General features: G+C 49.2%; 22 protein-coding genes and 3 tRNA genes. 11 read left to right on the forward strand and 14 right to left on the reverse strand.

Features of this window, described 5'->3' with window-relative positions; genetic code table 11:
* Window positions 1-7 precede the first annotated feature (7 nt).
* The 14 genes from ACQG11_RS00135 to ACQG11_RS00200 all read right to left on the reverse strand — a co-directional run bounded on the left by ACQG11_RS00135 (window position 8) and on the right by ACQG11_RS00200 (window position 7999).
* Window positions 8-790 (reverse strand): hypothetical protein, encoded by a 783-nt coding sequence (locus tag ACQG11_RS00135; protein ID WP_426728072.1) that lies wholly within the window; start codon window positions 788-790, stop codon window positions 8-10.
* Window positions 791-1145: 355 nt separating this feature from the next.
* Window positions 1146-1766: a hypothetical protein gene (locus ACQG11_RS00140; protein ID WP_045347727.1), complete on the reverse strand. Its 621-nt coding sequence runs from the start codon at window positions 1764-1766 to the stop codon at window positions 1146-1148.
* Window positions 1767-1775: 9 nt separating this feature from the next.
* The gene (locus tag ACQG11_RS00145) at window positions 1776-2048 is read right to left on the reverse strand and encodes a hypothetical protein (protein ID WP_426728073.1); all 273 of its coding nucleotides are present in this window, start codon (window positions 2046-2048) and stop codon (window positions 1776-1778) included.
* Window positions 2045-2587 carry a glycoside hydrolase family 108 protein gene (locus ACQG11_RS00150; RefSeq protein ID WP_058652405.1) on the reverse strand — a complete coding sequence of 181 codons (543 nt, stop codon included), beginning with the start codon at window positions 2585-2587 and terminating at the stop codon, window positions 2045-2047. The genes ACQG11_RS00145 and ACQG11_RS00150 overlap by 4 nt, the downstream gene beginning before the upstream one ends.
* Window positions 2588-2589: 2 nt before the next feature.
* Window positions 2590-2865, reverse strand: a complete 276-nt coding sequence (locus ACQG11_RS00155; protein WP_001514184.1) for a phage holin family protein — start codon at window positions 2863-2865, stop codon at window positions 2590-2592.
* Window positions 2862-3263, reverse strand: a complete 402-nt coding sequence (locus ACQG11_RS00160; RefSeq protein WP_426728074.1) for a putative holin — start codon at window positions 3261-3263, stop codon at window positions 2862-2864. The genes ACQG11_RS00155 and ACQG11_RS00160 overlap by 4 nt, the downstream gene beginning before the upstream one ends.
* Before the next feature lie 164 nt (window positions 3264-3427).
* Window positions 3428-3502, reverse strand: a tRNA-Thr gene (locus ACQG11_RS00165).
* Between the two features lie 5 nt (window positions 3503-3507).
* Window positions 3508-3582, reverse strand: a tRNA-Gly gene (locus ACQG11_RS00170).
* A 5-nt stretch (window positions 3583-3587) separates the two neighbouring features.
* Window positions 3588-3662: transfer RNA gene (locus tag ACQG11_RS00175), tRNA-Asn, on the reverse strand.
* A gap of 135 nt (window positions 3663-3797) precedes the next feature.
* The gene (locus ACQG11_RS00180; RefSeq protein WP_426728075.1) at window positions 3798-4580 is read right to left on the reverse strand and encodes an antitermination protein; all 783 of its coding nucleotides are present in this window, start codon (window positions 4578-4580) and stop codon (window positions 3798-3800) included.
* 27 nt (window positions 4581-4607) lie between these two features.
* The gene (locus tag ACQG11_RS00185) at window positions 4608-5987 is read right to left on the reverse strand and encodes a replicative DNA helicase (RefSeq protein WP_058651200.1); all 1380 of its coding nucleotides are present in this window, start codon (window positions 5985-5987) and stop codon (window positions 4608-4610) included.
* Window positions 5984-6865, reverse strand: a complete 882-nt coding sequence (locus ACQG11_RS00190) for an ATP-binding protein (RefSeq protein ID WP_048240573.1) — start codon at window positions 6863-6865, stop codon at window positions 5984-5986. The genes ACQG11_RS00185 and ACQG11_RS00190 overlap by 4 nt, the downstream gene beginning before the upstream one ends.
* Window positions 6866-6880: 15 nt before the next feature.
* A complete protein-coding gene (locus tag ACQG11_RS00195) occupies window positions 6881-7690 on the reverse strand; it encodes a helix-turn-helix domain-containing protein (RefSeq protein WP_426728076.1) in 810 nt (269 codons plus the stop codon).
* Window positions 7691-7768: 78 nt separating this feature from the next.
* Window positions 7769-7999 carry a transcriptional regulator gene (locus ACQG11_RS00200; RefSeq protein WP_113787975.1) on the reverse strand — a complete coding sequence of 77 codons (231 nt, stop codon included), beginning with the start codon at window positions 7997-7999 and terminating at the stop codon, window positions 7769-7771.
* A 49-nt stretch (window positions 8000-8048) separates the two neighbouring features.
* Between ACQG11_RS00200 and ACQG11_RS00205 the strand changes: the two genes are divergently transcribed.
* The 11 genes from ACQG11_RS00205 (at window position 8049) to ACQG11_RS00255 (ending at window position 13102) form a co-directional block, all read left to right on the forward strand.
* Entirely contained in the window at window positions 8049-8834 is a 786-nt protein-coding gene (locus tag ACQG11_RS00205) for a S24 family peptidase (RefSeq protein WP_006811075.1), read from the forward strand.
* A 176-nt stretch (window positions 8835-9010) separates the two neighbouring features.
* Window positions 9011-9442 carry a helix-turn-helix domain-containing protein gene (locus ACQG11_RS00210; RefSeq protein WP_426728077.1) on the forward strand — a complete coding sequence of 144 codons (432 nt, stop codon included), beginning with the start codon at window positions 9011-9013 and terminating at the stop codon, window positions 9440-9442.
* A gap of 66 nt (window positions 9443-9508) precedes the next feature.
* Window positions 9509-9895, forward strand: a complete 387-nt coding sequence (locus tag ACQG11_RS00215) for a S24 family peptidase (RefSeq protein WP_048240571.1) — start codon at window positions 9509-9511, stop codon at window positions 9893-9895.
* Window positions 9896-10001: 106 nt separating this feature from the next.
* Window positions 10002-10223 carry a hypothetical protein gene (locus tag ACQG11_RS00220; RefSeq protein WP_048240569.1) on the forward strand — a complete coding sequence of 74 codons (222 nt, stop codon included), beginning with the start codon at window positions 10002-10004 and terminating at the stop codon, window positions 10221-10223.
* Window positions 10216-10623 carry a hypothetical protein gene (locus ACQG11_RS00225; RefSeq protein ID WP_048240567.1) on the forward strand — a complete coding sequence of 136 codons (408 nt, stop codon included), beginning with the start codon at window positions 10216-10218 and terminating at the stop codon, window positions 10621-10623. The genes ACQG11_RS00220 and ACQG11_RS00225 overlap by 8 nt, the downstream gene beginning before the upstream one ends.
* Complete coding sequence (locus ACQG11_RS00230; protein WP_131820571.1) at window positions 10595-10813, forward strand: hypothetical protein; 219 nt, start codon at window positions 10595-10597, stop codon at window positions 10811-10813. Before ACQG11_RS00225 ends, ACQG11_RS00230 begins: the two co-directional genes overlap by 29 nt.
* Complete coding sequence (locus ACQG11_RS00235; RefSeq protein WP_006811082.1) at window positions 10810-11316, forward strand: hypothetical protein; 507 nt, start codon at window positions 10810-10812, stop codon at window positions 11314-11316. Before ACQG11_RS00230 ends, ACQG11_RS00235 begins: the two co-directional genes overlap by 4 nt.
* A 12-nt stretch (window positions 11317-11328) precedes the next feature.
* Window positions 11329-12189 (forward strand): ORF6N domain-containing protein, encoded by an 861-nt coding sequence (locus tag ACQG11_RS00240; protein ID WP_023337029.1) that lies wholly within the window; start codon window positions 11329-11331, stop codon window positions 12187-12189.
* Window positions 12189-12440 carry a Lar family restriction alleviation protein gene (locus tag ACQG11_RS00245; RefSeq protein ID WP_006811084.1) on the forward strand — a complete coding sequence of 84 codons (252 nt, stop codon included), beginning with the start codon at window positions 12189-12191 and terminating at the stop codon, window positions 12438-12440. The genes ACQG11_RS00240 and ACQG11_RS00245 overlap by 1 nt, the downstream gene beginning before the upstream one ends.
* Before the next feature lies 1 nt (window position 12441).
* Entirely contained in the window at window positions 12442-12864 is a 423-nt protein-coding gene (locus ACQG11_RS00250) for a hypothetical protein (RefSeq protein ID WP_426728078.1), read from the forward strand.
* Window positions 12857-13102 (forward strand): excisionase family protein, encoded by a 246-nt coding sequence (locus tag ACQG11_RS00255; protein WP_045347096.1) that lies wholly within the window; start codon window positions 12857-12859, stop codon window positions 13100-13102. The genes ACQG11_RS00250 and ACQG11_RS00255 overlap by 8 nt, the downstream gene beginning before the upstream one ends.
* The last annotated feature ends 19 nt before the right edge of the window (window positions 13103-13121 follow it).

The following is a 13121-nucleotide window of genomic DNA, read 5'->3' on the forward strand; positions in this document are numbered from 1 at the left end:
CGGCCTTTTAACGCTTAGTGGCGGCGTGAATGATTCCACCAGGACGTGTGGCTTCGCGTAAAGCTTCGCTCACTCTCTCCGAAATGAAACGACTTAAGCAGCTTTCTTCGTTATTAACAGGTTGGATGACTGATTGTTTGATATGTACAACGCCGCCCACTACAAAGAATGGCGATGATTCAGCCATCGCCTTTGCGTCTGCTTTCTCCTTCCTTTTCCGCTTGATGTATTCCACGGCATCACGCATTTCGTCTGGAGCATATCCCCCCTCAATCGCCACCCAGCGATCGGCAAGGAAGATCACTGCCGTTTTTCCAGGTTCGGCATTACCAAACTGCTCATAATGGCGAACCAACGCAGTATCGAGTGCATCTGCAATTCGTTGTTGAATAGCAAAATCACTGCTAACTTTGTAACGGGGAAGATCTGCAATTCCATCCAGCTCATCAATAGGGCTCTCAATGAAACCACCTGTGAAATGTACTGGTAGGCTGTCCCATGACGTTGGCACTCCGTCATCATCCACTCGCAGTGCCACTAATTTATAACCGTCTGGCACCATGATTTTTTGAGAGCGTTTGAATGGTGAATCTGTGTAGCCGGTAAAGGTGATAGCACCAACGTTGAAACCCTCAAAGATAGTCCCGGAGTGCCAGTCAGGTTTAACGGCATAAAGATGCACACGGCATTTATCTCTATGCTTAATCTGGTTTCCGGGGCCGTCAGTAATGATGGTTCCTAAAGACGGGAGCGTTACTGTTACTTCACAAATTTGATATGTCTGAGACATGATATTTCCTTTTAGACGTGAGCCTGTCGCACGGCAAAGCCGCCGAAAGTTAACGGTTTGCCCAGGCTCACAGCTGAAAGACTTTCTTTGATGTGCGCGTGCGATGCGCATAAAAAAGCCCCGCTATTGCGAGGCTCTGGTTTGTTTCTGGCAGTTAGCCTGCCACGCTTTGTTGTGCGTCAGGATGTCTTTCTTTGTCTGGCTGTCCATAACGTCAATGTCGTGATCGGTGAGATACAGCGGCCTGACCCAGTCACAAGAGTCATGGACGAAAACATAATTTGGTTTTGGAGGACCGCCAACACAGCCAGCAATCAATATTGAAACGGAAAGCACTAAGATACATCTGAGGGATTTATTCATTATTCCCCTGCCATGGTTGAGTTAGCAGAGCCTTTTCAACACTCCAGCCCCTACTTAGTCGATGTGCGATTGTTTTTACCTTCACGCCGTAGGTTTCGGCAGCTTTCGTAATGCACATTCTGCCAGCTGGTGTATCAAGCATATGGTTGTTACGACGGTTTCTTGCCTGATCTTTCGGTGTTGCCCAGCGGCAATTGTTTGGTGAGTACCCCTTATCTACATCAATGCGATCAAGTGTATGACCCGTTGGTCTCTCGCCCATGTCTTTCAGGAAAGCTTCAAAATTTCCCCAGCGTGCGCAGACGGTAATTCCACGACCACCATAATCTGCGTAATAAGCATCACCGGGATTATTGCAACGGCGCTGCATTGACAGCCAGCTTATATATGATGGTGAAGTTTCTTTCGTTCTGCGATGCCCATGTTTTGCACCTGACATGCAGCCACAAGATTGTGTCCTGCCAGAACGAAGTGCGTTTGATCTGATGACTTTTTCGGTTCCACATTCGCAACTGCACAACCACATGGAAACGCCTGATTTATCCTTGTTGGCGTATGTCAGCACAGTCAGCTTACCGAACTGATTACCAGTTAGGTCGATTGTCTTCCTCATGCTCACCCCTTATGAGTCACGCTTCCACTTGTCACGCAGCTCGCGATCAACATTGTCATCAGGCATGCGGTTAACATTCTGCTGTACATTGCTGGCCTCTTTTGTTGCTTCTACACGGCGTTCGGCTACTGACTCAATGGCTGCGGCCTTTTCTTCTATGCGCTGCCGGCCTGCTTTTTCTTCAGCCTGTTCACGCCCGCGAAAACGGCCCACACCAAACGCACCAAGCACCATCAGGATCGCAACTCCGATTGCCGCCAGTACAGATTTGAGTGTCGTCATAGACTCACCCGCTCGCGCATCCAGCCATAAACGAATGACTCGTTAGCCGGCCGCTGTTCTGCCAGCTCAAGATAACGCTGCCCTTGGCTACAGTTCAGTGCGCGAAGCAATACGATTTCCCCTTCGCCGCCTCGTTTCGCCAGGAAGGACTTCAGCGCGCTGATGCTACGTGGGCCGATCTGCCCGTCGGCGATCAGATCCGGATAGAACTGCTGCTGGTTATTGAAAACGTTCAGCCAGCGCTGGAACCATTTAACCTGCACCGATGGCCCCATGTTCACACCGGTATCGCAGAGTTCGGCGGCAATGGAAGGGGATACTTCTGCCACCTGGTCAAACCGCGGGCCATACCAGTAATCAGACTCAAGGATCGCCAGAGCCTGATCACGTGTAAGGTTTCGCATATCACCGGTATAACCATGCGCTCGGGCGGTTGCCTGAGTAATCCCCCAGTTCGTTGGGCCGCCCTTATCGTTCGGGTGATCAACATAACCACCCTCTTTGCCGAGAATGGTGTTAAAGATATCGTCTTTGGTCATGGCTATTCCGTAATGACGACCTTCGCCAGGTTCCCGCGAGCCAGCCACACCGCCATGCAGATGACGGAGTTAAGCAGCAGATCGCCGAGATTAACCTGAACGTAGTGGCCGAGCAGAATGTTGAAGGCATTGAATCCGGCGGCAAGGATGACCAGGTAGGCCAGTACCGCGACACTCAGGCGATGACGCTTTCCCTCTTTCCGGAAAAACATCAGCCTGACCATGATTAACAGGCAAACTATGGCGTTTGCATCCATCAGAAGAAGCTGCCATGTCATTTATCTTCCTCCCCCAGCCCCGGCATCTTCCCGCTTTTGGATTTGCGGAGAATACGCAGCAGGACTGCCACGGAAATGGAAGCAGTGACAATTGCACCGACAGCTGGTGATACCTCAATGCTGGCCGGTGGCTTCATCAGGCTTAACGGCGTGTTGATGATTCCGGCCATGATTTTCGCCATGGGTGCGGAGAAGAACACGCCACTGATAAACGATATCAGCGCAAAGATAGCCTGCTTCCAGAGTTGATGGGGATCTGAGGTCAGAACGTATAGCGCAGTTCCGGCGAGTGATCCGAGCATCACTGCTGGAGTCGCCTCCGGAAACAGCGTGGCAAAGGTTACACCGACTGATGACGATGTAATACCAACGCCTACGATAGTGAAGGTCTCAGACATATTTATTCCGTGTGTAGTTGGTTCAGACCCCCGGGACGATTTAACAAGTAGGCGTGTCGATGATGGTTCCCGGAGCCTGAAATAAAAAAACCCGGCGACAGGCCGGGAAGACGAGAGTAAGTCAATGTCGGCTCTCTGGCCGAAGAGTCCCAGGTAGTGGGTTCTGGTGCCGGGCAAAGGAATCGAACCTCTGACGCGCAGCTTACAAGGCTGCCGTTCTGCCACTGAACTAGACCCGCGAATTTGGAGCATCTGGCGGGGATCGAACCCGCATCTTCTGGTTGGAAGCCAGACGTAATTTCCAAACTACGACAGATGCAGAAGTGGCGGGACAGGAAGGATTCGAACCTTCGACCATTCGGTTAACAGCCGAACGCACAACCGCTGTGCTTCTGACCCTGAAATAAAAAACCCGCTCGGAGGCGGGTTTGGTGTCGTGTAGGCGTAATATCCCACGATGTAAAGCATACAGGACAGTTTTATGCAAAGTCAACACTAACGTGCAAAAAAGTGTCGCCATTTGCTCCGATCATATTAATAAGTTGTTGCCTTCTCAAATTCTACTACCGCGTGACGCTCCCACTGGCGCAGCGTGTCCACCAGCATTTCATAAAAGGGTTTCCAGTTGCGTGACCATGAGGACTGATGGAGGTCCGGGAGACGCTTCAGAATGGCACGGTGTACCGTCGCCGAGGAGATAGCAGAGAAGCCATTACCAGAGCAACGTTCACAGGTTTTGAAAACCGGTGCGCCACGTTCTTTGGTCGCTTTGCGGTCCAACACTTCGCCTTTACCGCCGCATCTGCACCGCGCAAGGATTACCTTTTTCCCTCCGCAGGTTTCGCAAACCCTTTTCACCAGCTCATTTTTAATCTTCGGGGCCACCACTTCGGCACCGTCATCGTCGAAGATACCAGGATGTTTAACCACATCCTCATTCCCGGAGATAAAACCGGTACCGCTGCAACTGTGACATGTCACGCTGGTAGCCGCCGAACGGGAGTAATCAGCAAAGGCAAACTGCGCCAGCGTCAACATGCATGCTCCGAGCTTGTCGCCAGCGGCTTTGCGGACATTTTTAGGAGCGTTTTTGATAGCAACCTGCGCCAGCGCCTGAACTGCGAGCTGTTCATCTGTTTTGCTGATGCCGGACTTGCCGAAGAAAGCAGCAAGGCCGAAGCGCGCACGGCTGCTGGTGGTGCCAATCGCCGCCATTACATCTGTTCCTGTAAGGCGGTCCGGAGAAGTTCCCTTCACGTCATCGCTGATATGCATTCCCTGAGGACTAAAATGTTTGAGCGATGCTTCCAGTTTCATAAGGTTGCCCTCGTTGCTTTGATGTTTTTAATAGTCTGCATTGCTGGAATGCTTTTCTTTTGAGTAACGTCTGGTCTGAGCTTTCTGCTGTGGCGCCGAACGCTGCTTTGCTAACTCCTGGTCAATTGGCAGGAAGTGCCCGTTATAGAATCGACGGTAGATCGTACCCAATTCACCGTTGCGCTGTTTGGTCACGTTAATTTCCGCGATCCCCTTCGCTGGCGACTCAGGGTTATAAACTTCATCTCGGTATAGCATCATGATCAGATCAGCATCAGCCTCAATCTCACCCGAGTTTTTGAGGTCTGAGTTCATCGGTCGTTTGTTGGGTCTCGACTCAACGCCACGAGAAAGCTGGCTCAGGGCAAGGACCGGAGTTTTATTGGATTTAGCCAGACGCTTGAGTCCTTTTGACACCTCACCGACGGCAAGGTCATATCGTGCAGTGCTTTCAATTTTGATGAGTGCCAGGTAATCCACGACCACCAGCGCTATTTCCGGATGCGCCAGCTGTAGGCGGGTAGCTATCTGTTGAATCTGATCTACTGTCAGATCGGTGGAATCAACCATCCAGATGCTACGACCAGTCAGCCGTTCTACACCGTTTGTCAGCCTGGCCCAGTCCTCATCATCAAAATCAGCAGCCTTTTTCAGGCGTGAAACCGACATGCCGCCGGCAGCAGATACCATTCGCTCTCCGATCTGGATATTAGGCATTTCCATGCTGAAGAACAGCACACCACGGCCCTGCTCAGAAACCTTGTCGATGATATCCAGCGCCAATTCAGTTTTACCCATCGACGGCCGCGCAGCGATAAACACCAAGTCTGTTGGTTCAATGCCGCCAGTCTTTGCGTCCAGCTCTTCGATACCTGTCATGAGGCTTCTGGCTTCTTCAAGCCCACGGTTGCGCGCATCTACCCGATCCACCACAGCAGGAAGAATGTCGTCGATATGAACTGGCTGAACGGTCTTTTCTTCGAGAGTAATTGCTGCAATGCTGTTCTGTGCGGCCCTGAATGCCGATAAAGCCGCATCACTATTGTGAGCATTCCGGAGATCGGCCAGCGCCCTTTCAATGACAGCTTCGGCATCGCGAACAGCTGCATTACGCTCCAGCGTGGAAACGTAGGACACAAGCGCCGACTTCGCCCATGCGATACGGCTCGAGTCCATAATGATTGCGCTGTGCTTTGGCATGTTTTCGCAGAGCAGTACAGGGTCAATAACGCCAGCTCCACGCGCCTGACGGCAGATCCCAGTATATATTTCCCGATACTGCGGTACCGAGAAAGCGGTGGCTGGCACCCTGGAAAGAATATCCAGTACCTCAGGGTCGGCACCACGCAGAAAAATTGCGCCGATCACCGCACCTTCCAGATCTTCATTTTTCCAGACAGGAGTCATGCTACAACTCCTGACGCGATGGCACGGAAACTTCCCCAGCCAAATGCCAGACGGTTGCGGCCACCATCGGTAACCCGATCCACAATTCTCTCGCCAATCGTTTCTTTCAACTGGTCGAATGTAAGATTGCTGATCAGGATTGTTGGCAAAATGCTTTCGTACCTGACATTGATAATTTCCTGAAGGATGGTCATTTCAGTCGGACTGCCGAACTGAACGCCCACCTCGTCGATAATTAGCAGATCCAATGAAGCGAAATGTTCAATTACATCTTCCTCGGTCATTTCAGCATTGTGGCGCCACGTGCTTTTCACTGCTCGGGTGAGGCGCATAACGTCGGTGATTTCCACATTCGCAAGGTGATCGCGGATGATGCTCTTTGCCATAGCCACTGCCAGGTGGTTTTTGCCGGTGCCGCAATTGCCGGTCATAACAAGCCCGGTACCGGCATTAAGTCGCTCAGGCCAGCTACTGGCATAACGCTGACAAGCCGCGAGATTTTTGGCGGCATCCTGATTGATGGCCTGGTAGTTATCGAATTCACATGCTTCGAACCGTCGTGCAATCCCAGCATTGTCTATCAGGTCGACTACTCGTAATGCACGCAGACTGGATTCAATGTCAGCAAGTTCCGCTTTCACACACTCCTGGCACTGGGAGTATTTAACGTTTTCAACTCCACGATATGCTTTTCCAGTGAGGGAAATGCGCTGATAGTTGCCATGTTTTTCACAGTCGGCGGCGTGGACGTCGCCTGACTCCCAGCTCCCCCACTGCCACGGTTTTTTATGTTCAACAGCAAACGCCAGTTCTTCACGAAGCCCTTCGCGCTTTGCCACCAGAGCTTCCCTTTCTTCGCGTTGTTTAATACTCAGCATTGTGATTTCTCCTGCTTACCAGTTGCAGTCTGATTGGCCATAGTCTTGTTCACTAAACCCCGAAACCGGCAGCCCACCAGGTCTACCGCTTACCGCACCAGATGGCGCCTGCCATGGCTCTTCGAAATGCCGATCGGGTCCAAAGAACGTCGCCGCCTGTTTCACGTACTGCGTTCCGGCGCTACCTGTAGCACGGACATAACCTGCATAACGGTTTACACCAGCCAGCATTGCCTCAGTGTTAACACCGTCTTTGATTCGAGCTTTCCAGGCTTTCCAGGCGGCAGCTTTAGAATTACCGCCAGCACGTTTAGGGTATGCCTGCCATGCCTTCTCGAACTCGTTGGAATAGTTCTCTTTGGAAGAGCGATTTTCAGAATGGTTATCAGATGAACCGTTATATTTAGGTTCTATGACTGATTCATTGACTGGTTCAAAAGAGTGACTGATTCTGGGTGCAGCTCCTGCACTACCCCCTAGTGAATCTCCTGCACTAAGGGGTGAATCTGCTGCACCAGGTAGTGAACGATTTGCACTACCCCCTAGTGAATCTCCTGCACTACTGAAATCAAGCCGATATACATTACTTGAGTTACCTTTTGGACCTAGGCGAAGTTCTTTTTTTACCAGGCCGCATTCACATAAAGCATCAATGTGAATCATCACAGATCGCTTACTGATTTCGCACTGATCGGCGATGTGTTGATAGCTCGGCCAGCACTCACCATGGTCACTAGCGTTATCTGCAAGCTTCAGAAGCACGAGCTTACGCAGTGGATTTCCCACCTTGACCTTCATTGCTTTAACCATCAGTTCCATGCTCATGCGACACCCGCCAACTCATTTTCGTTACTGAATTCAGCCACCAGTAAAGGTTCGCTGACGCAATAATGCCGTGACATGTCACACCTCATTGCCCGGGTGCGGGAAAACAAGCATTTCTCGCTTGAGGGTTTTTTTCCCCACAAAAGTTCTACTTGCTGCTTCAATAGATGTTGCAAGTTTTGGTGACGCATTTCTGTATCCGTAGGCAATAAGATTCAAATATCCTGTTGATGTACCGCTCTTAACTGCCAAAGCGTGCCACTCTTCTTTAGTGGAAGCCCGACGCCAGGAAAGAAGTTCGTTTTCCATACCCACACCTCAATTTATCATTTTGGTAAAGTTTATCTTTACGATAACTATGAGGCAAGATAAATTTATCAAATTGGGTATTTATCATATTGCTAAAAAGTGGGAGTATTTGGTCATGGACATAAAAAACATTCGACGCCAGAACCTAAACAGGTTGATTGGTGAGTACATCGTGGAAGGTTATACCAAGGCACAAATCGCTGAAAAAATTGGTATACCCCCATCTCAACTGAGTCAGCTATCTGGCTCTAACGCCTCTCGTAACATTGGCGACATAATAGCCAGGAGAATTGAGTCAAGTATGGGCCTGCCCCATGGCTGGATGGATTCAAAGAGAGCAGATGTTGATGCATCTGGTACCAAGCCTAACTTTTTCATAAATCCACTGACAAAAAATCAGCAACAATACCGAATTGAGGTGCTGGACACTGAGTTCAGTTGCGGAAGTGGCAGGATGAACATGGATTATCCTGAAATAGTTAAATCAATTGAACTTGATCCAGAGGAAGCCAAAAGGATGTTTGGTGGGCGTAGCCCTACCTCCCTGAAAATCTGCACGGTTGTCGGAGATAGCATGCTTGGGACTATTTTTCCTGGGGATCTTGTCGTAATAGACGTTACGGTAAACCGGTTGATAGGTGATGGGATTTATGCTTTCGTTTATGGTGACAATTTTCATATCAAACGCTTACAGTTGCTTAAGGACAAGCTGGTAGTCATCAGCGATAATTCAACCTACGAAAAATGGTTTGTATCTGAAACTGATCAAAGCGAGTTTCACATTCAGGGCTTAGTTGTCGGCAGGTGGCAAATGTCATACAACCGTCTGGGCTAACACTCATACATATAAAAAAACCAGCTTCGGCTGGTTTTTTTATGCCTTGCACAAAATAATTTACTATATATATCAAAGGCATAATCAATAATTTATCATAATTTATCAAAAAGATATTTACCAAAATTTATCTTTGAGATAAAGTTCATTCATCGGCAAACAACGGAGCCAATGAAATGAATACTCAAATCACCGTAGCCAAAACCATCGGCAAAAGAATATTAAATCAAAGATCTTCGCTTCGACTGTCTCAGGATTTTTTGGCTGATCATCTTGGTTTAACAACCGAAACCATTAACAACTGGGAAACGGAAAAAACTGTTCCGTTTGCTGACCAGTTAATCCAATTGGCTAACATTCTTCATTCTGATGTTCTGTGGCTCATTTCAGGAAACGAGCAGTGTGGTGAGTTTACAGAGCCAACAAGCATTATAACTTCCAATCAACTTTATTCATGGTCTGGGGATATTGGCAATTGCAGAATGGCTTTATCCAACGCTATGGATTGTATGCCTCAGGAATTGTCGGCTATCGGTACGCTAACTATCGTTTATGAAAAATTAGACGACTTGCAAGAAACCATCTGCAAGCAAGCCGACAAGATTTAAAATTAATTAACATTATTTAATTAACACCTTTCTTGGTGGGGCCAAACTCACCCTAAGGAAATGAAAATGCAAAATTCCGTCGCAATTAATCAGCCAGTTAAAACGCCTCAAATGCTGTTCGGATCTGACAACATCAATGACTTTGGCAACCGCGTACAAAGCTGCCGGATGGAAGGGGATTCAATGCAGCCGACCATCGAACCATGTGAGGTTGTGGCTTTCGTTGATTGCGGTGGACGTGCGCTTACCTCTGGCATTTATGTTTACACAATGGATGCTTTTGGTCGCCCATGCCTTTTCATTAAGAGAATTGAGCCATTAGCTGATGGCTCATTAAAAATCATCTCTGATAACCATCATTACGAAACTTTCATCCTTAATACCGATGAACAGAAAGAAATCAAAATTTACGGTCGGGTGGTGGCTTCTTTGGCTGTGAGGCGCTTCGTATGACTTTCATCATTGATAAATCGGCATATAGAACAGCATGCCTTTATGCGGCCTGCGGTTACGAGGTAATCGCTCGTCTTTATCTTAAAAAAGCATATGGTCGTTAATTATGGGTGTTTTAAAAAGACAGGATATTCAGGAAGTGAATATCAAAGCGGAGAAGTTGTCAGGCTTGACGCAAGCATTATTTGAATATCACGACAAGTTAGACAGATTTCAACTTAAAACAATATGCGCTCTGGTTTATGACCTCGCCGCTGAGATTCATGGATGGACCGAAAAAGAAGAGGAAATAGTTATGGGTTTGGAGGAGGAAAAGCGCAATGGATAAATTAATCGAGACATATCGACGCAGAATCTTAAAAGCAGCGTTATTACGCCACCAGCGTAAAACGGGCAGTAACTGCCTTGTTATTAAGCTCAATAAAGACGGTATTAACACGGTCGAGTTAACAGAGATTCTTCTCGATGGGTTATTGCGAAAATTTGAAAGGCTCGCGATCAGTGAGTACGGGAATGTCGAAGGCGTAAAAGCTATCAGGGCAATTTACAGCAGTGCTGTTGATGTAAATGGCAGCGGTGAATTCCTTACGGATAGCGGGAAGGAATTAATCGACGAGCTCATTTCTGAGCTGGTTGAGTTCGTCAAAAAACAAAAAGTAGAGGCTCCGAAAACGGAGGGTCATGAAATGGGTGGATCTGATGGCACTGACAGCGATACGAATTCCTGAGTGGGTTCACCTCAAAGCAGCACACGTTTTAAGCCAGTTCAGAGCAAGGCGCATTCACCCCTGCCGTATGCACGGCTCCGGTAATTTGAGCCTCAAGGTTAACCACCGCTGGCGGCTACTATCCCGCGATGGCGGCAAGAACTGGGAAGTAATGAGCCATGAAACCTATAACCGGGAGAAAGACAGATGACTGACTTTGAAAAAGATAACGTGAAGCAGCTTGTTGCTCGCCTGAAGGAAATCCAGAAGCAATCCGACGTAACGATTCCTGGTTGGATGCTTGACGAAAACCGCTATGGCAAGGGCTCCCTTACTTTAGAAGAGCAGCATGAGTGGGCTCAAACCGTCGTCCAGTCCATGCGCGGTACGGTCGCCCTTCTTTATCTCATCAGCTGCGAAAACCGCTGGGGACTCCGTGACGGGCAATACCAGTTTAAAACCGAGGAGTTTACCTTCGGCTTAACCCGGGAACTTATTGAAAATCTGCTGATTAAGCATGTGGAGTGCGCACTGATCGAGCACAAGCCTGAGGAACGCTATCTGGCGGTTTACCAGTTCTACTACGCCAACGATCAGCGCCTGAAAGAAGTCGGTCATTCGTGGTTCGCAGAGTTTCTCGACGAGATTTTTGTAGATCTCGCTGCCCAGCTGCGCACCGGTAAAACAATGCCAGCCAATCACGTTTTGCATTAAGGAGCAATGAAGATGGCAATGAAAGCAGAATTAGCACCAGTAGCGGCCCGTGACCTGCAGATCATCGAGTATCGCGGTCAGCGAGTTGTGACCACTGAACAGCTGGCGGCAGGATATGGTGCAACCGAGCAGATGATCACCAACAACTTCAACCGCAACAAATCCCGGTTCGTTGAAGGTAAACATTACTTCAAGCTTTCTGGCGGAGATGTTGAAATTTTGCGCAACTCTTTCAGCGGACTGCAAATCTCAAGCAAAGCTCGCACCCTGACTCTTTGGACTGAACGCGGTGCAGCTAACCACGCCAAAATTCTCGAGACAGATCAGTCCTGGGAATTCTACGACGATATGGCTGAGTTTTATTTCACCCGCCGCGCCTCTATTGCAACGCCGGCAACACCGCTGACACTTAGCCGAAAAGAACTTGCCTTGATGGTAATTGAAGCCGAAGAACGCGCCGAAGCCGCTGCACTCGAAACCAGGACCCTCAGCGCCACTGTTGAAAGCCTGGAGAAGCACTTCACCAAAGGCATGACGATCCCAGCATTCAGCAAGGCGCTGAACGGCGTCAACATCAACAAAATGATGTGGTGGGCGTCCGAGCGTGGCTGGGTGTTTAACGAACAACGCGACCCAGAGAAAGATCCGCGCTGGCGCGTCGCCTCATATGCCCGCGACAAATATCTGACGGAAGACCAGACGCAGATCACCCCGCACGGCAAGGATGCTTTCACGAAGTTTACGCCAGTACTGCTGGAGAAAGGCTGTCACCGTCTGTATCAGCTGTACATGAAAGGTGAGCTGCCAATGAAAAAGACTTGGAATGGCGAGTACAGCCACGACAAAGCGATTTATTCACCGGAGGCCAAATAATGGAACTGCTTCCTTGCCCACTTTGTGGCAACGATGAAATAGATTTCGATTCTGTGCTTTATGAAGGCGAGCCAATGTTTGTAGTCCGTTGCGATTGCTGCAGTGTGAGTCTAGCTCCGCAAGCTCGTGATATGGCTGCGGCCATCTGGAACCAGCGAGCACCACGGCCGAAAGAAGCGACAGATTCATACCAAATTCTTGAGCACCCATCAGTGGGGCGATTTCAGATCATTAAGCCGGAGGGCTTCTGAAGTGAATAATGATATCTGGAATCCGGCTGGCTCTGTTGAGCTGGCCCACCAGCAAGCTCTGGCATGGGTATCTGATGCCTACTTATTCCATCTGGTGAGTCTGCATCGTCGCCCGGTATACCGCCACCAGTACGGCGACATTTCGCTTAATCAGCCAGCATTGCAGGCATTCATCGATTCGTATCTGGAAGACAAGGGCTGGGATATGGAAAAACGCCGTGCCCATTACATCAACATTCTGGACCTCATCAAATATATGCATCGCAGCAATTCGGACTTCATCGACTGGGGAACCGTGCCATCACTAACGCCCCGCGGGTTGCGCTGGATGAACGCCTGTTTCTCGAGGTTGGGAGACATGGTCAACAGCTGCGGTGGTTGGGAAAACTGCGTCGAGAAAAAAATGGAGGGTAGTAATGCGTGATACTGCCGATGTCGTTTTGCTGGTCCCGAATGATTGGGTTAGCGAAAAGGTGCTGATTGCGGTTACCGGGCTCAAGCCCGGAACCATCCTCCGGGCCAGAAAAGAATGCTGGCTGGTTGGGCGGGAATATGTGCACGTTTCACCGGACGGAAATCCGAAACCTTCCAGCGAGTGCATGTACAACCGTAAAGCGGTCGATGCGTGGGTCGCCTCAATGAAAAACAAACAGCCTGGGTGATCTGAGGCCATGAAAAAGG

The organism is Enterobacter cloacae complex sp. 372C4, from assembly GCF_050030615.1.
GTDB lineage: Bacteria > Pseudomonadota > Gammaproteobacteria > Enterobacterales > Enterobacteriaceae > Enterobacter > Enterobacter intestinihominis.